Below are 20360 nucleotides of genomic sequence, written 5' to 3' on the forward strand. Positions count from 1 at the left end.
AGGGTGACCCCGGCGTGCGTAGGCATCCGGTGCCTACGCAGCGCAGAGGTCTGGGTGGCCCTCGCGTCCGGCAGCAGACTCTCGGTCATCGCCATCGGGCGAGCGACAGAGAGGCGGCACCACCATGACCGGGAACAGCAACTCCGTTGTGTGGCAGGCGGGTTGGACCGCGGCCGTGCAGCGGCCCAGTGAGGGCTTCCACAAGAACTGGGCGCTGGAGGGGTTCGCGGACCGGACCGTACGCCAGGTGGTCCGGGTCACCGGTGCGGGTACCGCGGCCCGGATCACGCTCTCCAACCGGTACGGGACCGCCCCGCTGGAGGTGGCGGGCGCCACCCTCGCGGTGACCGACCGGGGCGCGGCGGTGCGGGAGAGCACGGTCCGCCGGCTGACGTTCGGGGGCGCCGGGGCGGTGCGGATCCCGGCGGGCGGTGAGGTCCGCAGCGACGCGGCCGAGGTGCGGGTGGCGCCCTTCGAGTCGCTGACCGTGACGCTGTACTTCGCGCGCCCGACGGGCCCCGCCACCTTCCACGCACAGGCGTACGCCACGGCCTACCGCGCCGAGGGCGACCGGCTCACTGCCGCCGATCCGGCGGTGTTCGACGAGACGTCGGTGTCCTGGTACTACCTCTCCGCCGTCGAGCTGGCGGACGGCGGGCCGGCCCGGGGCGACACGGTGGTGGTCTTCGGTGACTCCCTCACCGACGGGTTCGCGTCGACCGTGGACGGCAACCACCGCTACTCGGACGCGCTGGCCGAACGGCTGGCCGAACGGGGCACCGGGCGGCCGGTGCTCAACCAGGGCATCGGGGGGAATCTGCTGCTGAGCGACTCGGCGTGGTTCGGTGAGCGGGCCGGCGCCCGCTTCCGGCGCGATGTGCTCGAACAGCCCGGCGTGCGCTCCGTGATCGTCCTGGTGGGCCTCAACGACATCGGGTTCAGCGAGGTCGACCTGCCCACCTACCGGCCGAACCCGGACCGGTCCGTCGCGGAGCTGGTCGCCGGGTACCAGGAGGTGATCGCCGCGGCGCGCGGCGCGGGGGTGCGGATCACCGGAGGCACGATCACCCCGTTCAAGGGGTCGGAGTACCACACGCCGGCCGCCGAGGCGAAGCGGCGGGCGGTCAACGCGTGGGTGCGCACCGCGGGCGCGTTCGACGCGGTGGCCGACTTCGCGGCGGTCCTGGCCGACCCGGACGACCCGGAGGCGCTGGCGCCCGGGTACGACAGCGGGGACCACAAGCACCCGAACGACGAGGGCTATCGCGTGATGGCCGGCGCGGTCGATCTTGCCGCGCTGTGACGGCGCGGTGCGCGGGAGCGGCTACTCCCCGGCCTGCCGGGCGGCGTGCAGGGCCCAGCCGATCAGCGGGAGCTGGGCCGGGATCCGGGCGTAGGCGAGGGCCCTGAACGGTGCCGGGCGGTCGCGCCAGTCGCGGGCCATCTTGAGGTGGGCCGGGGAGACGGCGACGAACAGCCCGGCGGCGGCGAGCGCACCGGCCCGGCGGGTGCGGGGCAGCGCGAGCGCGGCGGCGACGGCGAGCTCGGCGGCGCCGCTGGCGTACGTCCAGGCGCGCCGGGTGCCCGGCAGCCGGCGGGGCACCAACGCGTCGAACGGCTGCGGAGCGAGGAAGTGCAGCGTTCCGGCGCCCGCCAGCAGTCGGGCGAGCGCACGGGCGGAACGGCCGTCGGCCACCATGGAGAGCTCCCGGGTTGGACGAGGAAGGGGTGCGGCGGCCGCCCCGACCGGCTAACTGGCCGCCGCGGGCACGACCTTACCGGTGAGTTACTTAGTGGGTCATCACCTGATCGTCGCCCGGGGTGAGGTGTGCGTCACGCCGGACCAGCGCCGCGTAGGCCCCGTCGGCGGCGAGCAGCTCGTCGTGGGTGCCGCGCTCGGCGATCCGGCCGGCGTCCAGCACGACGATCTGGTCGGCGTCCCGGACCGTGGAGAGGCGGTGCGCGATGGTGAGGGTGGTGCGGCCCTCGGACAGCGCGTCGATGGCCTGCTGGACGGCGTGTTCGGTGTGGGTGTCGAGCGCGCTGGTCGCCTCGTCCAGGACGAGCACCGGCGGGTCGCGCAGGATGGTGCGGGCTATCGCGAGGCGCTGCTTCTCGCCGCCGGAGAAGCGGTAGCCGCGCTCACCGACGAGGGTGTCGTAGCCGTCCGGCAGGGCGGCGATGTGGTCGTGGATCTGGGCGGCCTTGGCGGCGCGTTCGATCTCGTCGTCGGTGGCGTCGGGCTTGGCGAACCGGAGGTTGTCGGCGACCGAGGCGTGGAAGAGGTAGGTCTCCTGGGAGACCACGCCGACCGCCCGCGCCAGGGTGTCGAAGTCCAGATCGCGGACGTCGGTGCCGTCGAGGGTGACCCGTCCCTCGGTGACGTCGTAGAGGCGCGGGACGAGGTAGCTCAGGGTGCTCTTGCCGCTGCCGGTGGGGCCGACGACGGCGAGGCTGCCGCCGGCGGGGACGGTGAGGTCGATGCCGTCGAGGGTGGGGGCCGCCTCGGGGTCGTAGCGGAACGTCACGTTCTCGAAGCGGACCTCGCCGCGCGGGGCGGTGAGGCGGACCGGGTCGGCGGGTTCGGTGATGGCGACCGGCAGGTCGAGGTATTCGAAGATGCGCTGGAAGAGCGCGAGCGAGGTCTGCATCTGCACGCCGGTGGACAGCAGGGAGACGGTGGGCCGCAGCAGGCCCTGCTGGAGCGAGACGAAGGCGACGAGGGTGCCGAGGGAGAAGACCGGGCCGCCCAGTTGGAGGACCAGGCCGGCCGCCCAGTAGATGAGGGCGGGCATGGCGGCCATGACGATGCCGATGGTGGCCATCCGCCAGCGGCCGGCCATGTTGGCCCGGACCTCCAGGTCGACCAGGCGCTCGGACTCGTCGGCGAAGTTCCGGGTGAGGGAGTCGGCGCGGCCCATCGTGCGGCCGAGCAGGATGCCGCTGACCGAGAGCGATTCGGTGACCATCGCGGACATGGCGGCCATCTGTTTCTGCCGCTGGGTGGTGATCTTCTTGCGTTCGTTGCCGACCCGGCGGCTGATCCAGACGAAGAGCGGCAGCAGCAGGAGCGAGACGACGGTCAGCCGCCAGTCGAGCGCCACCATGGCGCAGACCGTGGCGACGACCGAGGTGAGGTTGGAGACCAGGGAGGTCGCGGTCGAGGTGACGGTCGCCTGCATGCCGCCGATGTCGTTGGCGATCCGGGACTGGACCTCGCCGGTGCGGGTGCGGGTGAAGAAGGCCAGCGGCATCCGCTGGAGCTTGGCGTAGACCGCGGTGCGCAGGTCGTGCATCACGCGCTGGCCGACGGTGGTGGACACCAGCGTCTGCAGGACGCCGAAGACGCTCGTGGTGACGGCGGTCGCGATCATGCCGAGGGCGAGCAGGGTGAGCAGTCCGGTGCGTCTGCCGGGGATCGCGACGTCCAGGATCTCGCGGAGCAGGAAGGGCGAGGCGACCGAGACCAGCGAGGAGGCCCCGACGAGCAGGCCGACGAGGCCCAGCCGGGCGCGGTAGGGGCGGAAGAGGGCGAGGATCCGCCGCAGCTGGACCGGCGCATCGGGGTCCTTGGGCGGTGGGGTCCAGTTCGGTTCGTCGCTGCGCATGGGCTCCTACGAGGGGTGAGGGGGAGCGGGACCTTACGGAGCCTAGCTCATTGTTACCTATACTCACAATGAACAAGGTCCTGCTATCCTCCGGACATGTCCTCCTCCGAGCCGACGGCCGGCACCAACCTCCCCGAGCAGCTGGTACGGCTGACCCGTCGGATGCACCGCGCCCAGAAGCGCCACCTGGCGCAGCTGGACATCGCCTTCACCCCCGCGCAGTCCCGGCTGCTGCGGATCGTCGCGCACCACCGCGGCACTCCGCCCCGGATGGCCGACCTCGCCGAGCGGCTGGAGGTCGTGCCCCGGGCGGTGACGACACTGGTGGACGGGCTGGAGGCGCACGGTGCGGTGCGCCGGGTGCCGGACCCGGCCAATCGCCGGGTGGTACGTATCGAGCTGACCGACACCGGGCGGACCGCGCTGCGCGCGCTGCGCAGCGCGCGACGGGCCGCGGCGGAGGAGATTCTGGCTCCGCTGACCGCCGGACAGCGCGAGGTGCTGGGCGGCCTGCTGTCCACCCTGGTCGACGGGCCGGGAGAGCCGCACCGGCCCGACCACCACCGGTCGGCCGGGTAACGGCGGACCACGCGACAGAGGGCCGAGGCTGTTCCTCGGCCCTCCGGGCACCGCTTCGGGTCGCGCGACCGGTCCGCAGCCGCCGGTCGCGCGTCCTCAGCGCGCGATGTGCAGCGCCACGGCGCTCTTCGCTGGGACGGTCAACTGCGCCTTCCCGTCGTCCCCGACGGTGACGGTGTTGCCGGCGCAGTTGTCCGGGGCGGCCTTGACGACGTTGCAGTAGGTCCCCGCCGGCAGCGAGGTGGAGAACGTCCGGTCGATCTGGCCATCGCCGCCGTTGACGGCGACGAAGCCCTTGCCGCTCCGCGCGAAGGCGAGCGCGCTACCCCCGTTGTCCCACCAGTCGCTTAGCGGGGCCGAGCCGACCGCGTTGCGGAAGCCGACCATGCCGGTGATCTCCCGCTTGGCGTGCTCGTCGGTCCAGCCGTCGCTGCCGCTCGGCGGTCCCGCGTCCTTGTCGGACCAGGCGTACCCGGAGTAGACGTTCGGCGAGCCGTAGGGCGAGGCGAGCATGAAGACGTTGGCGAGGGTGTAGGCCGCGCCGTCCTTGTAGGTGAGCGTCGAGCCGTTGCGCTCGGTGTCCCAGTTGTCGACGAACGTACGGGCCTTGTCGCTTGCGAGCTTGCCGTCGGCGACGGACTTGAGCTGGGCGATGTTGCCGCCCTGGAACGCGCTCTTGAGGTGGCTGCCGTAGCGGAACTCGTCGACGTCGCCGATGCCGGTGTACTCGTCGGGCCGGACCGCCTCGCCGGCTCCGTAGATCACCTCCTGCACCCAGTAGCCGGGATCGCGCATCTTGCCCTTGACGGCCGCGATGTCGGTCGCGGAGATGTGCTTGGCGGCGTCGATCCGGAAGCCGTCCACGCCCAGCGACCGCAGGTCGTCGAGGTACTTGGCGATGGTGGTGCGGACGTAGTCGCTGCCGGTGTCGAGGTCGGCTAGCCCCACGAGCTCGCAGTTCTGCACGTCGTCGCGGTCGGTGTAGTCGGAGATGCTCTTGCGGCAGCCGTGGAAGTCCCAGTCCTGGTAGAAACCGGGGTAGTTGTACTTGGCGTACTGCGTGCCGCCGGTGCCGGTTCCGGAGCCGGCCGCCATGTGGTTGATGACGGCGTCGGCGATGACCTTGACGCCCGCGCGGTGGCAGGCGCTGACCATCGACGCGAACGCGTCCCGGTCACCCAGCCGCCCGGCGATCTTGTAGCTGACCGGCTGGTACGAGGTCCACCACTGGTCGCCCTGGATGTGCTCGGAGGCGGGCGAGACCTCGACATAGCCGTAGCCGGCGGGCCCCAGCTGATCGGTGCACGCCTTGGCGACGTCCACGTACTTCCGCTCGAACAGGGTGGCGGTGACGGTCTTTTCACCGGGCGGCGCGGCCTCGGAGGGCCACGGCGCGAGGGCGGCGAGGCCGGCCGCGGCCAGGACCCCGGCCAGCGTCCCGCCCAGCACACGGGAACGTTGCTGCATCTTGCGGCTCCTTCGTCATGGGGCGCGGAGAACCGCACCGCGCCCACGAGAGCAGCCACGCGCCAGGCCGCCATGGGGGGATTTCCGTAGGAGCCTGCCGTTCACCTCGTGGACACGTCAACCCTTCCCGCAAGACTTTTCAGCGACTTGCGAAAGATGCTGACGGGCGGATGTACGACGTTGCCGCACCGGGCCGCCGCTGCCGGCAGAGAGGGCGACGAAGAGTCCAAGTCCGGGGTCACGAGAGTCCAATCGGCCCTCTTGTGCCTCCGGCCCGCGGCCGACAAGGTCCTCACCGAGGTTCACGTATGCCCCGGCGCACCACCGTTCCCCTGGAGGACCGATGAACGAGGCACAACCGCAGAACCACGACCCCAACGAGGCCGGACCCAGCCGCCGTTCGGTCCTGTGGACCGCCGGCGCGGCGGGCGCCGGACTGGGACTCGGCGGGCTGACGACAACTCAGGCCGCCGCCGCGTCCGGGACGGCCGGGTCCGCGACGGCCGCCGGCGCCGCGCCCGCGGCGAAGGGCAAGACCATGATCGGAGTGCCCTTCGAGCGGCGCTCCACGGTCCGCGTCGGCATCATCGGCCTCGGCAATCGCGGCGGCAGCATGATCGACCTCTTTCTCGCGGTACCCGGCGCCCGCGTCGTCGCGCTGTGCGACCCGGTGAAGGAGAAGACCGCCAAGGCTGCCAAGAAGGTCACCACCGCCGGTCAGCCCGCGCCCGCCGTCTACACCAACGGCGACCACGACTTCGAAAACCTCTGCAAGCGCGGCGACATCGACTTCGTCTACGTGGCCACTCCCTGGGACTGGCACTTCGAGATGGCGAAGACCGCCATGCTCAACGGCAAGCACGTGGGCGTCGAGTGCCCCATCGCCCTGCGCCTGGACCAGCTGTGGGAGCTGGTCGATCTCTCCGAACGGACCCGCAGACACTGCATGCAGCTGGAGAACTGCTGTTACGGCAGAAACGAGATGCGGGTGCTGCGGATGGCACACGCCGGGCTGTTCGGCGAGCTGTTGCACGGCGCGGGTGCCTACATCCACGATCTGCGCGGCCTGATGTTCGACCCCAAGTATTACGAGGGCCCGTGGCGCCGGCTGTGGCACACCCGGCTGCGCGGCGACCTCTACCCCAACCACGGGTTCGGCCCGGTCGCCAACTACATGGACATCAACCGTGGTGACCGCGCGGTGCGCATCTCCAGCGTCGGCACACCGGCCCTCGGTCTCGCCGCGTACCGCGAGGAGCACATGCCGGCGAACGACCCCAGCTGGAAGGAGTCGTACATCGAGAGCGACCGGACGATCAGCCTGGTGCAGACCGCGAAGGGGCGGGTGATCCGGCTGGAGCACGACGTCTCCACGCCGCACCCGTACAGCCGGATCAACAGCCTCGGCGGCACCAAGGGCCTCTTCGAGGACTATCCGGAGCGGATCTACCTGGAGCCGGACCAGCACAACGACGAGTGGGGCGACTTCGGCAAGTACGCGGAGTGGGACCACTGGCTCTGGAAGGAGCACGCCAATCCGCCCGGCGGACACGGCGGCATGGACTACATGCTGGTCTTCCGGCTCATCCAGTGCATGCGGCTGGGACTGCTGCCGGACTTTGACGTCTATGACGCGGCGACCTGGACGGCACCGGTCCCGCTCAGCGACCGCTCTCTCAAGGCGCACGGCGCCCCGCAGGAGATTCCCGACTTCACCCGCGGGCTGTGGAAGAAGTCCCGGCCGGGGATGGATTCGCAGAAGCCGGAGGAGTAGGCGCGGAGGAATCGCGGCGGAGGAATCGTCGCGGAGGATGCGGACGGCGGCGGGGGCACGGCGGAGCCGGGAGCGGAGGCGTGGCGGCGGACCGCTGCCCGGCTCCGGTCCCGACCGGCGGGCCCGGCGGGCGAACCGCCCGCCGGGCCCGCTCACGGGGACGCCGGCGCGTCAGACGTCCGCAGCCCGGGCGGGCGCGGTGCCCGGCTCCAGCGGCTGCGGCTCACCCGCCGCCTCCGCCGCGGTGGCGGTCGCGGGGGCGGGCTCCGCGGTGGCGCCCGCTGCCGCCACCTCGCCGTTCAGGACCTTCTTCGCCGTCACCCGGTCGAGTGCGCCCTCCCAGCGGGACACCGCGAAGACCGCGACGCAGTTGCCGAGCAGGTTGGTCGCCACCCGCATCGAGTCCATGATCCGGTCGACGCCGAGCAGCAGGGCCACCGCGGCGGCCGGGATGACGCCCAGCGCGGAGGCGGTCGCGGACAGCGCGAGGAAGGCCGAACCGGGCACCCCGGCCATGCCCTTGCTGGTCAGCATCAGCACCAGGACGACGGTGATCTGCTGGCCGAGCGAGAGGTCGACGCCGACCGCCTGCGCGATGAACAGCGTCCCGATGGACAGGTAGATCGACGCGCCGTCCAGGTTGAAGGAGTACCCGGTCGGCAGGACCAGGCCCACCGCGTCGTCCCGGCAGCCCGCGGCCCGCAGTTTCTGCATCATCCGCGGCATCACGGTCTCGCTGGATCCGGTACCGAGCGCCAGCAGCAGCTCCTCGCGGGTGTAGCGGACGAACTTCCACAGGCTCAAGCCGGTGACGGCCTTGAGGGCGAGGCCCAGCAGCACGAGGAAGGCCAGCGCGACGCCGTAACAGACCGCGATCAACTTGCCGTACGTCGCCATGGCGCCCAGGCCGTACTCGCCGACGAGGTGGGCGGTGGCACCGAAGACCGCGAGCGGCGCGAGCTTCATGACGTAGCCGACGATGGTGAACACCACGTCCTGGGCTTGCTCGATCAGCGGCAGCAGCTGCGGGACCTTCTTCTGCCCGAGGTGCAGCAGCGCGGCGCCCACCAGGCAGGCCAGCACCAGAACCTGCAGCAGCGAGTTCTCGGCGAACGCACCGACCGCGCTGTTCGGCAGGGACTCCAGGACGAACTGGGCGGCGGACGGCAGTTGCCCGCCCCCCGTCTTGGCGTCCACCGCGCCCTTGTCCAGCGAGGCCGGGTCGACGTGCATCCCGGCACCGGGCGCGAAGACGTTCGCCGCCAGGAGGCCGACGACGAGCGCGAGGCTGGTCGCCGCCTCGAACCAGATCAGCGCCTTGACGCCGATGCGGCCGAAGGCCCTGAGGTCGCCCGCCTTGGTGATGCCGGCGACGACGACGCAGAAGACCAGCGGGGCGATCATGGCTTTGATCAGACGGACGAAGCCGTCACCGAGCGGCTGCAGCGACGGTCCCGCCTGCGGCCACAGGCGTCCGACCAGGACACCGAGGACCAGCGCGACGAGCACCTGGGTGAACAGGCTGGTGCGCAGGACACGCCCTGCGCGGCGGATGACGCTTCCGGTGGCGTGCGGCACGGGCACTCCTCCATGGACGGATTCTGTTATGCGGAAGTGGACTTCCGCGGTCCGTCACTATGGCCGCTTGTTGTTCACCACGAAAGAGTTCGCTGTAACTTCCGGGAAAATCTTGGAGCTTGGTCCAAGGCGGAGCACACCCCCCGTGGGCATCTGTCCGCCCGCGCCCGGCAGATGCCCTTTGTCCCCACCGGTCCGTACTGGTCCGCACCGGACCGCACCCGTCCCGTGGCGCCGTCAGCCCGCGAGATGTGCCTTGTCCCCCATCACCGCAACGGGGTGCCGCGCCGGGTCGAGCGCCCGCAGCAACGTCTGCATCGCGGGCTTCGAGACACTCACACAGGCCGAGGTCCCGCTGCCGTGATCCAGGTGCAGCCAGACGCCGCCCCCCTTGGACTGCCCCTTCGGGCGGGTCGGATCGAGCGGCGAGGTCCCGGTGACCCGGTTGTAGTTGATCGCGACGACGTAGTCGAAGTCATGGCGGGTGTTCTTGGACCAGAACGAGGGCGGGGTGAACGCCGAGGAGTGCGTATACGGCAGCTTGGCGCCCGGGTCGGCGAGCACCCCGCCGGCGTCGGTCAGCGTGAACACCCCCACGGGGCTGCGCTTGTCGCCTTCGTGGTGGTCGACGGTCCAGCCGCGCCGGCCGTTGTGCGCGGGCCAGCTCCCCTGGCGGTCCCAGCCCTTGGCGTTCTTCTCGTAGAGGACGACGGTCGCGTCGGCGGAGTCGGCACCCTCGCCGTAGACCGCCACCACCTGACGGGAGTCGGCGGGGATCCGCGAGCGCAGGGCGGCGCCGACCCCGGGGATGTTCTTGAGCCGGGTGGTGGAGGACGCACCGCGGGCCGGACCGCCGGGGCGCTCCCCCTTGCCCGCACCGTCGTTCTTGCCCTCGTCCGCGCCGCTCCCGCCGCCGCAACCGGCCAGGAGGACCAGACCCGCCGCGGCCACCGCCGCCATCCGCACCGCACCGCCCGCTGTTCGCATGCCCCCATGGTCGCACCACCGGACTGACGACCGTTCAGCAGCCACTCCCCCGCGCGCACGCCCCGTACGGGAGCATCCCGCCGGGCTTGTCCGAATCATGGGGCGTCGGCGGAAAAACCGTTTGAAATCAGCCCGTGCCGGGGGCCAACCTTCCAGGACCTCCGCCGGCGACGAGACGGACGAGAGGGGCATTTCGCCTGCCCGGAAGGGCAGCTGCCGACCGCTCACCACGACTTCGCCTGGAACCTCATGCATATTCGCGACCTTCCTCATCCCGATCCGGGCGTCCCGGACGTCCGCACGGGCGGCGCCTTCCTGCTGTGGCTGTGCAGAGCGCAGACCGGCGGACAGCTCAAGGCCCTCTTCTGGGGGCTGGTGAACTTCGGCGCCATCGCCTCCTTCCCGCTGCCGGTGGGCCTGGCCGTCCAGGCGGTGGTGGACCGCGACGGTGGTCTGCTCGCGCTGTCCGGCGGCCTGCTCACGGTGCTGGGCGCGCTGATCGCGCTCGGCGGCGTCATGCTCCACCGGGCGGCCGTCACCAACTGGATCACCGCCGTCGCCCGGATGCAGCAGTTGCTCGCGCGGAAGACCACCGAACTGGGTTCGGCCATGACCAGGCGGGTGGCCGCGGGCGAAATCGTCACCGTGAGCACCGGCGACCTGGAGAAGATCGGCTGGTTCGTCGAAGGGGTCTCCCGGTTCGGCGCGGCGGCGGTGACCGCGGTCGCCGTCTCCGTCGCGCTGGTCATCCGCCAGCCCCAACTCGGCGTCCTGGTCGCCCTCGGCGTGCCCGTGCTGGCACTGGCCGTCCTCCCCCTGTTGCCGCCGGCCACCCGGCGCGCCGACGCCCAGCGGGAAATGGCGGGTCGCGCCACCGAGCTGGCCTCCGACACGGTCGCCGGACTACGCGTACTGCGCGGCATCGGCGGCGAGGAACTCTTCCTCGGCCGCTACCGCAGCGCCTCCCAGGAGGTACGCAGGGCCGCCGTCCGCAGTGCCCGGATGTGGTCGCTGATCTCCGCCGTCCAGGTGGTGCTGCCGGGACTGCTGCTCATCGCGGTGGTCTGGTACGGCACCCGGCTCGCCCTGGACGGCACGATCGCCGTGGGGGAACTGGTCACCATCTACAGCGCGGTCACCTTCCTGCTGTTTCCGCTGCGCCACTTCGAGGAGATCGCCCAGGCGTACTCCTTCGCCCGGCCGTCGGCGAAACGCACCGCCCGCGTCCTGGCGCAGACCCGGCCGGCCGACGGCCGCGGCACCGCCCCGGCCACGGTGCCGGCCGGCGATCTGCACGACCCGCACAGCGGCCTGACCGCCGTCGCCGGCCGGCTGACCGCGGTGGTGTGCGGCGACCCCGACGCCGCCGGGCGCCTCGCCGAACGCCTCGGCGGGCACCCGCCGCAGGGCGACGAGGAGGACGCCGGCGAGGCCGTCCCGCTCTCCGCCGCCCTCGGCGGCACCCCGCTGGACGACCTGCCGCGCGACACCGCCCGCCGGGCCGTACTCGTCCAGGACAAGGACCCGATGCTGCTCTCCGGCACCCTCGGAGAACTGCTCGACGTCCCGTCCTCCGGGCGCGTGCCGGCGGCGGAGGCCCTCGGCGCGGCCCAGTGCGCCGACGTCCTGTCCGCGCTGGCCCAGGCGTCCGTCGACGACTCCGGCGACCCCATGCGCACCCACATCACCGAGCGCGGCCGGTCGCTCTCCGGCGGCCAGCGGCAACGGCTGGCGCTGGCCAGGTCTCTGGTCGCCGACCCGGAGGTGCTGGTGCTCGACGAGCCGACGAGCGCCGTCGACGCGCACACCGAGGCCCGGATCGCCGACGGCCTCCGCCGGATCAGAACGGGCCGTACGACCGTCCTGCTCACCTCCAGTCCGCTGCTGCTGGACCGGGCCGACCGGGTGGCGTTCCTGCACGACGGCAAGGTCGTCGCCGAAGCCACCCACCGCGAACTGCTGCACCGTGACCCCGCCTACCGCGCCGTGGTCACCCGTGAGACGGACGCCGCGCCGGGGCCACCGACCATGCGGCTCGACGAGGCCGGGCGGAACGGGCGGGGCCGCCCGGCGCTCGACGAAGTGAAGACGCTGAATACCGCCGCACAGCCCGCCGTGCAGCAGATCGAGGAGACCGCATGATCGGCCTGGCGCCGCCGGAGCACGATCCGGACACCCCGCAGACCCTCACCACCCTCCCGGTCGGCTCACCGGCGACCGTCCGCCGCTACGTCGCCGGCCTGATCCGACGCCACCGGGGCGAGTTCGCGGTACTGATCGCGGTGAACGCGGCGGCGGTCCTCGCCTCCATGGCCGGGCCCTACCTGCTCGGCGGCGTCGTCGAGAAGCTCGCCACGGGCTCTCGCGACGTCCAACTCGGGCGCACCCTGGCCCTGTTCGCCGTCGCCCTGGTCATCCAGACGGTGTTCGTCCGGATGGTCCGGCTCCGCGGCGCGATGCTGGGCGAACGGATGCTGGCGGATCTGCGTGAGGACTTCCTCGTGCGGTCCGTCGCGCTGCCGCCGGGTGTTCTGGAGCGGGCCGGCACCGGCGATCTGCTGTCCCGGATCACCACGGACATCGACCGGCTCTCCAGCGCGATGCGCGAGGCGGTACCCCAGCTGTCCATCGGGGTGGTGTGGGTCGCCCTGCTGCTCGGCGGGCTCACGGTCACCGCGCCGCCGCTCGCGTTGTCGGTGCTGATTGCGCTGCCCCTGCTGGTCATCGGGTGCCGCTGGTACTTCAAGCGGGCCCCGGGCGCCTACCGTTCGGAGGCCGCCGGATACGCCGCGGTCTCCGCCGTGCTCACCGAATCCGTCGACGCGGGCCGCACCGTCGAGGCGCACCGCCTGGGCCCGCGCCGGATCGCCCTCTCGGAGCAGCGCATCCGTGCCTGGACCCAGTGGGAGCGCTACACACTCTTCCTGCGGTCGGTCCTCTTCCCTGTCGTCGACCTGACGCATGTGGTGCTCCTGGGCGCCGTCCTGCTGCTCGGCGGCGCGTTCGTGATCCAGGGCTGGGTCACCCCGGGCGAGTTGACGACGGGGGCGCTCCTCTCGCAGATGATGATCGAGCCGGTGGGCATGATCCTGCGCTGGTACGACGAGCTGCAGGTGGCCCAGGTCTCCATCGCCCGGCTCGTCGGCGTACGCGAGATCGAACCGGAGTCGGCCGACGACGAACGGGCCCCCGACGGGCGCGATGTCCGTGCCGACGCGGTGTCCTTCGGCTACCACGCCGACGTCGACGTGCTGCGCGACATCTCGCTGCGGATCCGCCCCGGCAGCCGGCTGGCGCTGGTCGGACCGTCCGGTGCCGGCAAATCGACGCTCGGCCGCCTGCTGGCCGGCATCTACGGCCCGCGCACCGGCACCGTCACCCTGGGCGGGGCCGAGCTCTCCGCCATGCCGGCCGAGCGGGTCCGCGAGCAGGTCGCACTCGTCAATCAGGAGCACCACGTCTTCGTGGGCTCGCTCCGCGACAACCTCCAGCTCGCCCGTACGGACGCCGCCGACGCCGCGCTCTGGGCGGCACTCGCCGCGGTGGACGCGGACGGCTGGGCGCGGGCCCTGGACGACGGCCTGGACACCGAGGTCGGCTCGGGCGGCCACACCCTGACGCCGGCCCAGGCCCAGCAGATCGCCCTGGCCCGGCTGGTGCTCGCCGACCCCCACACCCTGGTGCTCGACGAGGCCACGTCCTTGCTCGACCCGCGGGCGGCCCGTCACCTGGAGCGTTCCCTCGGCAGGGTCCTGGACGGCCGCACGGTCGTGGCCATCGCCCACCGCCTGCACACCGCGCACGACGCCGACGTCATCGCCGTCGTCGAGGACGGCCGCATCACCGAACTGGGCAGCCACGACGAACTGGTCACCGCGGACGGCGCTTACGCGGCCCTGTGGCGGTCCTGGCACGGGTGACACCGGTGGGCCCGTGACGCGTCACCGCCCCGGGGCGGCCTGCCCCGGGGCGGTGACGCCGGGTGGTGACGCCGGGTGGTACCGGCGCCGGCCCGGCGGTCAGAGGTAGCCGAGCGCGGTCAGGCCACCGATGCCGCCCGCCAGCATGAACAACGGCATCAGCACCTTCAGTTCCACCCAGCTGCCGGCCTTGAACCGCATGCCCTTGGGCGGGCCGAGCGGGTACCAGCGCTTGCGGCCTATCGGGATGGGCCACAGGATCGGGCACCCCGAGACGGTCAGCGCGTCGCCGATGTCATGGACCAGCGCGCCGAGCACGATCGGCAGACCCAACCACAGGTACTGCTGCTCCGGCTCGGTGAACAGCCAGTGCGCGCCGTTGCCCGGCTGATCGAGGATCCCGGCCAGTATCCAGGCGGAGGCCGCACCCAGCAGCCACACCAGCACATCGCTGGAGACCCGTGCCGCCCGCCACAGGAGGCCCTCGATCGCGAGGACCATGTGCACGAAGAGGATCCCGAGCACCGCCCAACGGCCACCGCGCATGGCCAGCAGCGCCATCGCACCACCGACCAGCACGGCCCACACCCAGGTATGGGTGAGCGTGCGGTGCCCGCCCGAACGGTTCGAGTCGCCACGCATCTTCGTCGCCTTGTAGACCGCGTGCGAGATGTTGTCGACGACTTCGCACACCATCCGCGAAAGCGGCCCGAACGCCCGGGAAATCGTCGCGGACTTGTGGTCGAGGTCCGGGGCGAGCGCCGCTCCGGCACAGATCAAGGCACCACAGACCAGCACCGGCCAGGGCATCGGATGTCCTGCGGCAGCGGCCGCCGCGCCCACCCCCAGCCAGGCCGCCGCCCCGGACAGCGAGTGCGCCGGTCCCATCATGGTCGTTCCCACCCCTTGTTCATCTGCCTCACGAAGCTCCTCGGCTCCACCGCCCGTCCACCGAGCTGCTTGAGCTGATGCCTGTGCTCCGCGAGGTGCTGTTACCTCGTGCACCCGCCGCCGCGCTTCTGACGCCCGGTCGGCGACACAGCGTAGCGCCCGATGATCTCCGTCCGAGGCTCGGGTGAGCACATCAGCCCCTGGTGGAACGGGTTCCGCTCAGCCCGGGGTCCGGCGACGCCCGGTTGGCGCCGTCGCCCCTCCCGGGCAGTGATCTCCGACACGTGGCCGGGCGTCTGGGCGTGCCTCGCGACCAGCACGGACAACGGTGTGTCCGCAGTCGTGTGCGGAATGTAAAGGCATTGGGTGAATGCCTCCGCGAGTGCCGGGGCGGGTGACGGTCGAGGTGGGGTGCGGTGCCTTCCCTCCCGGGACGGCCCGGCGGGGCGGGGGCCCGCGTCGGCGCGGCCGGCCGCACCCTCCGCACCTCAGGTTTGTGCAGGTCAGGGTGCATTTGGGGTGGACTCGGCGGGGCGTCGTGAGGGGAACCGTCGGGCGGGAACGGAGGCGCGCCGGGGGGATCCCCGGGATGTTGATCTTCGGTTGCGGTGCGTCCGGGTCGCCGGTTCCCTGATCCGGGCCCAAGACAGGCAGTATGGGGGCGTGACCCTCATCGATCATCTGCCGAACGACGCCGACCCCGATGCCCTCTTCGAAGCCTTTTCGGGCTGGGCCGAGCAGCAGGGCATCTCGCTCTACCCTGCCCAGGAGGAGGCGCTGATCGAGGTGGTCTCGGGAGCGAACGTCATCCTGTCCACCCCCACCGGCTCCGGTAAGAGCATGGTGGCGGCCGGCGCGCACTTCACCGCTCTCGCCAATGACCAGGTCACCTTCTACACCGCCCCGATCAAGGCGCTGGTGTCGGAGAAGTTCTTCGATCTGTGCAAGCTGTTCGGCACCGAGAACGTCGGCATGCTCACCGGCGACGCGTCGGTCAACGCCGACGCCCCGGTCATCTGCTGTACCGCCGAGGTCCTTGCCTCGATAGCGCTGCGGGACGGCAAGGACGCCGACATCGGCCAGGTCGTGATGGACGAGTTCCATTTCTACGCCGAGCCGGACCGCGGCTGGGCCTGGCAGATTCCGCTGCTGGAGCTGCCGCAGGCGCAGTTCGTCCTGATGTCGGCGACGCTCGGTGACATGTCGCGCTTCGAGGAGGACCTGACCCGGCGGACGGGGAAGCCGACCTCGGTGGTGCGCTCGGCGACCCGGCCGGTGCCGCTGTCGTACGAGTACCGGACCACGGCGCTGACCGAGACGCTGACCGAGCTGCTGGAGACCCGGCAGTCCCCCGTCTACATCGTGCACTTCACCCAGGCCGCCGCCGTGGAGCGGGCGCAGGCGCTGATGAGCATCAACATGTGCACGCGCGCCGAGAAGGACGAGATCGCCGCGCTGATCGGGAACTTCCGGTTCACCACGAAGTTCGGCAGGAACCTGTCGCGGTATGTCCGCCACGGCATCGGCGTGCACCACGCCGGCATGTTGCCGAAGTACCGCAGGCTGGTGGAGAAGCTGGCGCAGGCCGGCTTGCTGAAGGTGATCTGCGGTACGGACACACTGGGCGTGGGGGTCAACGTCCCCATCCGTACGGTGTTGTTCACCGCGCTGACCAAGTACGACGGGACGCGGGTGCGGACGCTGCGGGCCCGGGAGTTCCACCAGATCGCGGGCCGGGCCGGCCGGGCCGGCTTCGACACCGCTGGTTTCGTGGTCGCGCAGGCTCCTGAGCATGTCGTCGAGAACGAAAAGGCGCTCGCCAAGGCGGGTGACGATCCGAAGAAGCGCCGCAAGGTGGTGCGCAAGAAGGCGCCGGAGGGCTTCGTCAATTGGGGTGAGAACACCTTCGAGAAGCTGATCGCCTCCGACCCGGAGCCGCTGACCTCGCGTTTCCGGGTGACCCACGCGATGCTGCTGTCGGTGATCGCCCGGCCGGGCAACGCCTTCGAGGCGATGCGCAAGCTGCTCGAGGACAACCACGAGCCGCGGAAGAACCAGCTCCGGCACATCCGGCGGGCCATCGCGATCTACCGGTCGCTGCTGGACGGCGGCATCGTGGAACGACTGGCCGAGCCGGACGCCGAAGGCCGGATCGTCCGGCTCACGGTGGATCTTCAGCAGGACTTCGCGCTCAACCAGCCGCTGTCGACCTTCGCGCTGGCCGCGTTCGATCTGCTGGACCCCGAGTCGCCGTCCTATGCGCTGGACATGGTCTCCGTCGTGGAGTCCACGCTGGACGATCCCCGGCAGATCCTGGCCGCGCAGCAGAACAAGGCCCGCGGCGAGGCGGTGGCCCAGATGAAGGCCGACGGCGTCGAGTACGAAGACCGCATGGAACGGCTCATGGACGTCGAGTACCCCAAGCCGCTGGAGGAGCTGCTCTTCCACGCCTACGGGCTGTACCGCAAGAGCCACCCCTGGGTCGGTGACCACCCGCTGTCGCCGAAGTCGGTCATCCGCGACATGTACGAACGCGCCATGACCTTCACGGAGTTCACGTCGTTCTACGAGCTGGCGCGCACCGAGGGCATCGTGCTGCGCTACCTGGCGAGTGCGTTCAAGGCACTGGACCACACCGTCCCGGACGATCTGAAGTCCGAGGACTTCCAGGACATCATCGCCTGGCTGGGCGAGATGGTGCGGCAGGTGGACTCCAGTCTGCTGGACGAGTGGGAGCAGCTGGCCAACCCCGAGGTGGAGACGGCGGAGCAGGCGCAGGAGCGGGCCGATCAAGTGCGGCCGGTCACCGCCAATGCCCGGGCGTTCCGGGTGCTGGTGCGCAATGCGATGTTCCGGCGGGTGGAGCTGGCGGCGCTGGACAAGGTCGAGGAGCTCGGTGAGATGGATGCCGAGTCCGGCTGGGACGCGGATGCCTGGGGTGAGGCGATGGACGCCTACTGGGACGAGTACGAGGAGCTGGGCACCGGGCCGGACGCGCGCGGCCCGAAGCTGCTGCAGATTCAGGAGGACCCCGAGCACGGGCTGTGGAAGGTCCGGCAGACTTTCGCCGACCCGAACGGGGACCACGACTGGGGCATCTCGGCGGAGGTGGATCTCGCCGCTTCCGACGAGGAGGGGCGCGCGGTGCTGCGGGTCACGGATGTGGGGCAATTGTGAGGCGACGGCTTCGCCCGAGGCCGTCGAGCGAAGCGACGGAGGTCCGGCGGTCATGACGAGTCCTGCTGAGAAGTTGGTGGATCTGCTGGATCTGGAGCAGATCGAGCAGAACATCTTCCGGGGCCGCAGTCCGCAGGAGAGTCTCCAGCGGGTCTTCGGCGGGCAGGTCGCGGGGCAGGCGCTGGTGGCGGCCGGGCGCACCACGGACGGTGATCGCCCGGTCCACTCGCTCCATGCGTACTTCCTGCGGCCGGGCCGGCCCGGGGTGCCGATCGTGTATCTGGTCGAGCGGGTACGTGACGGACGTTCCTTCACCACGCGGCGGGTTGTCGCCGTCCAGGAGGGGCGCACGATTTTCAATCTGACCGCTTCCTTTCACAAGCCGGAGCCCGGCTTCGAGCATCAGTTGCCGATGCGTCGGGAGGTGCCCGACCCGGAGGATCTGCCGAAGGTCACGGACGAGATCCGCGAGCATCTGGGCGGGCTGCCCGAGGCGTTGGAGCGCATGGCGCGCCGGCAGCCCTTCGACATCCGGTATGTCGACCGGCTGCGCTGGACGCCGGAGGAGATCGAGGGTGCGGAGCCGCGCAGCGCGGTGTGGATGCGTGCGGTGGGCCCGCTGGGCGACGATCCGCTGGTCCACACCTGCGCGCTGACGTACGCCAGCGACATGACGCTGCTGGACGCCGTCCGCATCCCGGTCGAACCGCTCTGGGGACCGCGTGGTTTCGACATGGCGTCGCTGGACCACGCGATGTGGTTCCACCGGCCGTTCCGGGCGGACGAGTGGTTCCTGTACGACCAGGAGTCGCCGATCGCCACCGGCGGCCGGGGGCTGGCCCGGGGCCGGATCTACGACCGTGAGGGCAGGCTGCTGGTGTCGGTCGTCCAGGAGGGCCTGTTCAGGAAGTTGGGTGGCTGACCCGGGCGACCGGCGGCCGGCGCGGTGGCCGGTGGCCGCAGCCGTCCCGGTTCTTCCCGGCGGGCCCTTTCCAGGGCCCGCGCGAGGTTGACGCGGTACCACATCACTTCGTCGAACTCGTCGGCGGTCAGGACGCGTTCGAAGGATTCCCGGGCGGCCGGGGTGGCGGTGAGCACCGTCGCGAGGGTGGGCCGCAGCCGGCGCAGCAGGGAGCGCTCCACCGGGTTCCCGGCCACCGAGGCCACTTCCTCGGGCGGGAGGACCGCGGCGAGCACCGCCGCGGCTTCCCAGGGGTCCTCGGTCTGTCCCATGAGCTGGGCGACCCTTCGGCTGCGCCATTGGCGGGCCCGCCAGTCCTGGCCGCTGTCGAGCATCATCCGCATGGCGGCGGGGGTGTTGCCCCGCATCAGGCCGGGTTCGCGGTCGGCGAAGTCGGTGACCTCCGCCGCGAGGTAGAGCCAGACCACCGCGCCGTAGCGGTTGACGTAGAACCGCACGGGACCGAAACAGCCGGCCCGGGTCAGCCGCAGGGCACGGCCGGGCCCGATACCCATGAGCGCGGCGGCCTCGGTCGTGCTGACCGTGCGGATGCGCTCGCGGAGGGCGTCCGGGAAACCCGGCTCGGCCCGCAGCCGGGAGATTTCCTCCGCCGGCACCCGGCGCCGGACGGGCACTTCGGTGCCGCCCGGCCGGGCGTCGGTGCCGGCCGGGGTCGTTCGCACTTCTCCGAGCTGGACGGCGAGCTCGAACTCGCCGCTCCGCAGCTCCAGTTCGCGGGCCGCTCGCCCCGTCGCGAGCGTCTGCCGCACGTCGCACATCACTGTCATGGTGGTTCCCCCGCAACTCGGTCGATCACTGACAGTGACGACCATAGCCCCGGTCAATGACAGTGGGTCAACCCCGGCCTCCGACCTGTGGATAACTCTCCGGCTGCCGGGCCGCGACCGCCAGATGCTCCCCCACGCGATTGACCAGCAGCGTCATTTCGTAGGCGATCTGCCCCATGTCGGCGTCGGCGCCGGCCAGCACGCACAGGCAGCTGCCGTCGCCCGCCGCCGTCACGAACAGCACCCCGTCATCGAATTCGATCATGGTCTGGCGCACCCGCCCGACCCGGAAGTGCAACGCCGATCCCTTCGCCAGGCTGTGCAGGCCCGAGGCGACGGCCGCGAGGTGTTCGGAGTCCTCCCGCCCCAGGTCCTCGCTCGCGCCGGTCACCAGCCCGTCGTTGGACAGCACCAGCGCGTGCCGTACCTTCTCCACCCGTTTGGTCAGGTCGTCCAGCAGCCAGTCGAGTCCGCTGCTCAATGCCATTGCCGCTTCCTCCCCGTATCTCCGTCCGCACACCGGGCCGGACGGCAGTCCGCGGTCCGTCCGCCAGACCGCCGTGCCAGCCTGTCCCACCTCCGCCGTCTCGGCAAGCGGCACCGCAGCACGGCGTGCCAGCGGCGCTCACC

15 protein-coding genes are annotated in these 20360 nt (G+C 71.3%); 7 read left to right on the forward strand and 8 right to left on the reverse strand.

The window, feature by feature from the left end:
* Positions 1 to 124 precede the first annotated feature (124 nt).
* Positions 125 to 1303: an SGNH/GDSL hydrolase family protein gene (locus SL103_RS22740; RefSeq protein WP_069570802.1), complete on the forward strand. Its 1179-nt coding sequence runs from the start codon at positions 125 to 127 to the stop codon at positions 1301 to 1303.
* 21 nt (positions 1304 to 1324) lie between these two features.
* Here the strand turns inward: SL103_RS22740 and SL103_RS22745 are convergent, their stop codons facing one another.
* A complete protein-coding gene (locus tag SL103_RS22745; protein ID WP_069570803.1) occupies positions 1325 to 1699 on the reverse strand; it encodes a DoxX family protein in 375 nt (124 codons plus the stop codon).
* Positions 1700 to 1790: 91 nt separating this feature from the next.
* A complete protein-coding gene (locus SL103_RS22750; protein ID WP_069570804.1) occupies positions 1791 to 3608 on the reverse strand; it encodes an ABC transporter ATP-binding protein in 1818 nt (605 codons plus the stop codon).
* A gap of 96 nt (positions 3609 to 3704) precedes the next feature.
* Between SL103_RS22750 and SL103_RS22755 the strand changes: the two genes are divergently transcribed.
* Positions 3705 to 4187, forward strand: a complete 483-nt coding sequence (locus SL103_RS22755) for a MarR family winged helix-turn-helix transcriptional regulator (protein ID WP_069570805.1) — start codon at positions 3705 to 3707, stop codon at positions 4185 to 4187.
* Between the two features lie 96 nt (positions 4188 to 4283).
* On the opposite strand, the gene SL103_RS22760 is transcribed toward SL103_RS22755, so the two are convergent.
* Positions 4284 to 5654 (reverse strand): alpha-amylase, encoded by a 1371-nt coding sequence (locus SL103_RS22760; RefSeq protein WP_069570806.1) that lies wholly within the window; start codon positions 5652 to 5654, stop codon positions 4284 to 4286.
* Between the two features lie 343 nt (positions 5655 to 5997).
* On the opposite strand from SL103_RS22760, the gene SL103_RS22765 reads away from it, so the two are divergent.
* The gene (locus tag SL103_RS22765) at positions 5998 to 7428 is read left to right on the forward strand and encodes a Gfo/Idh/MocA family protein (protein ID WP_069570807.1); all 1431 of its coding nucleotides are present in this window, start codon (positions 5998 to 6000) and stop codon (positions 7426 to 7428) included.
* Between the two features lie 171 nt (positions 7429 to 7599).
* On the opposite strand, the gene SL103_RS22770 is transcribed toward SL103_RS22765, so the two are convergent.
* The gene (locus tag SL103_RS22770) at positions 7600 to 9006 is read right to left on the reverse strand and encodes a cation:dicarboxylate symporter family transporter (protein ID WP_069570808.1); all 1407 of its coding nucleotides are present in this window, start codon (positions 9004 to 9006) and stop codon (positions 7600 to 7602) included.
* 237 nt (positions 9007 to 9243) lie between these two features.
* Positions 9244 to 9993, reverse strand: coding sequence for a hypothetical protein (locus tag SL103_RS22775; protein ID WP_069570809.1), 750 nt, complete (start codon positions 9991 to 9993; stop codon positions 9244 to 9246).
* 249 nt (positions 9994 to 10242) lie between these two features.
* Here SL103_RS22775 and SL103_RS22780 point away from each other — a divergent pair, with 249 nt between their 5' ends.
* Both SL103_RS22780 and SL103_RS22785 read left to right on the forward strand, forming a co-directional pair.
* A complete protein-coding gene (locus SL103_RS22780; protein ID WP_069570810.1) occupies positions 10243 to 12135 on the forward strand; it encodes an ABC transporter transmembrane domain-containing protein in 1893 nt (630 codons plus the stop codon).
* Positions 12132 to 13913, forward strand: coding sequence for an ABC transporter ATP-binding protein (locus SL103_RS22785; RefSeq protein WP_069570811.1), 1782 nt, complete (start codon positions 12132 to 12134; stop codon positions 13911 to 13913). The genes SL103_RS22780 and SL103_RS22785 overlap by 4 nt, the downstream gene beginning before the upstream one ends.
* Positions 13914 to 14012: 99 nt before the next feature.
* Here SL103_RS22785 and SL103_RS22790 read toward each other — a convergent pair whose 3' ends face one another.
* Positions 14013 to 14804: a metal-dependent hydrolase gene (locus tag SL103_RS22790; protein ID WP_069570812.1), complete on the reverse strand. Its 792-nt coding sequence runs from the start codon at positions 14802 to 14804 to the stop codon at positions 14013 to 14015.
* A 663-nt stretch (positions 14805 to 15467) separates the two neighbouring features.
* Between SL103_RS22790 and SL103_RS22795 the strand changes: the two genes are divergently transcribed.
* A complete protein-coding gene (locus SL103_RS22795; protein ID WP_069570813.1) occupies positions 15468 to 17981 on the forward strand; it encodes a DEAD/DEAH box helicase in 2514 nt (837 codons plus the stop codon).
* 52 nt (positions 17982 to 18033) lie between these two features.
* Entirely contained in the window at positions 18034 to 18903 is an 870-nt protein-coding gene (locus SL103_RS22800) for an acyl-CoA thioesterase (protein ID WP_069570814.1), read from the forward strand.
* Here SL103_RS22800 and SL103_RS22805 read toward each other — a convergent pair.
* Together SL103_RS22805 and SL103_RS22810 are read right to left on the reverse strand one after the other, a co-directional pair.
* Complete coding sequence (locus SL103_RS22805) at positions 18834 to 19730, reverse strand: DUF6397 family protein (protein ID WP_244304014.1); 897 nt, start codon at positions 19728 to 19730, stop codon at positions 18834 to 18836. The genes SL103_RS22800 and SL103_RS22805 overlap by 70 nt on opposite strands.
* 67 nt (positions 19731 to 19797) lie before the next feature.
* The gene (locus tag SL103_RS22810; RefSeq protein WP_069570816.1) at positions 19798 to 20217 is read right to left on the reverse strand and encodes a roadblock/LC7 domain-containing protein; all 420 of its coding nucleotides are present in this window, start codon (positions 20215 to 20217) and stop codon (positions 19798 to 19800) included.
* Positions 20218 to 20360 lie beyond the last annotated feature (143 nt).

This window comes from Streptomyces lydicus (assembly GCF_001729485.1).
Classification (GTDB): domain Bacteria; phylum Actinomycetota; class Actinomycetes; order Streptomycetales; family Streptomycetaceae; genus Streptomyces; species Streptomyces lydicus_D.

What these genes read in the sequence shown, in the direction of transcription:
- SL103_RS22740 (WP_069570802.1), top strand. Translation starts at nt 125, where the DNA reads ATGACCGGGAACAGCAACTCCGTTGTGTGGCAGGCGGGTTGGACCGCG.
- SL103_RS22745 (WP_069570803.1), bottom strand. Translation starts at nt 1,699, where the DNA reads ATGGTGGCCGACGGCCGTTCCGCCCGTGCGCTCGCCCGACTGCTGGCG.
- SL103_RS22750 (WP_069570804.1), bottom strand. Translation starts at nt 3,608, where the DNA reads ATGCGCAGCGACGAACCGAACTGGACCCCACCGCCCAAGGACCCCGAT.
- SL103_RS22755 (WP_069570805.1), top strand. Translation starts at nt 3,705, where the DNA reads ATGTCCTCCTCCGAGCCGACGGCCGGCACCAACCTCCCCGAGCAGCTG.
- SL103_RS22760 (WP_069570806.1), bottom strand. Translation starts at nt 5,654, where the DNA reads ATGCAGCAACGTTCCCGTGTGCTGGGCGGGACGCTGGCCGGGGTCCTG.
- SL103_RS22765 (WP_069570807.1), top strand. Translation starts at nt 5,998, where the DNA reads ATGAACGAGGCACAACCGCAGAACCACGACCCCAACGAGGCCGGACCC.
- SL103_RS22775 (WP_069570809.1), bottom strand. Translation starts at nt 9,993, where the DNA reads ATGCGAACAGCGGGCGGTGCGGTGCGGATGGCGGCGGTGGCCGCGGCG.
- SL103_RS22780 (WP_069570810.1), top strand. Translation starts at nt 10,243, where the DNA reads ATGCATATTCGCGACCTTCCTCATCCCGATCCGGGCGTCCCGGACGTC.
- SL103_RS22785 (WP_069570811.1), top strand. Translation starts at nt 12,132, where the DNA reads ATGATCGGCCTGGCGCCGCCGGAGCACGATCCGGACACCCCGCAGACC.
- SL103_RS22790 (WP_069570812.1), bottom strand. Translation starts at nt 14,804, where the DNA reads ATGATGGGACCGGCGCACTCGCTGTCCGGGGCGGCGGCCTGGCTGGGG.
- SL103_RS22800 (WP_069570814.1), top strand. Translation starts at nt 18,034, where the DNA reads ATGACGAGTCCTGCTGAGAAGTTGGTGGATCTGCTGGATCTGGAGCAG.
- SL103_RS22805 (WP_244304014.1), bottom strand. Translation starts at nt 19,730, where the DNA reads ATGACAGTGATGTGCGACGTGCGGCAGACGCTCGCGACGGGGCGAGCG.
- SL103_RS22810 (WP_069570816.1), bottom strand. Translation starts at nt 20,217, where the DNA reads ATGGCATTGAGCAGCGGACTCGACTGGCTGCTGGACGACCTGACCAAA.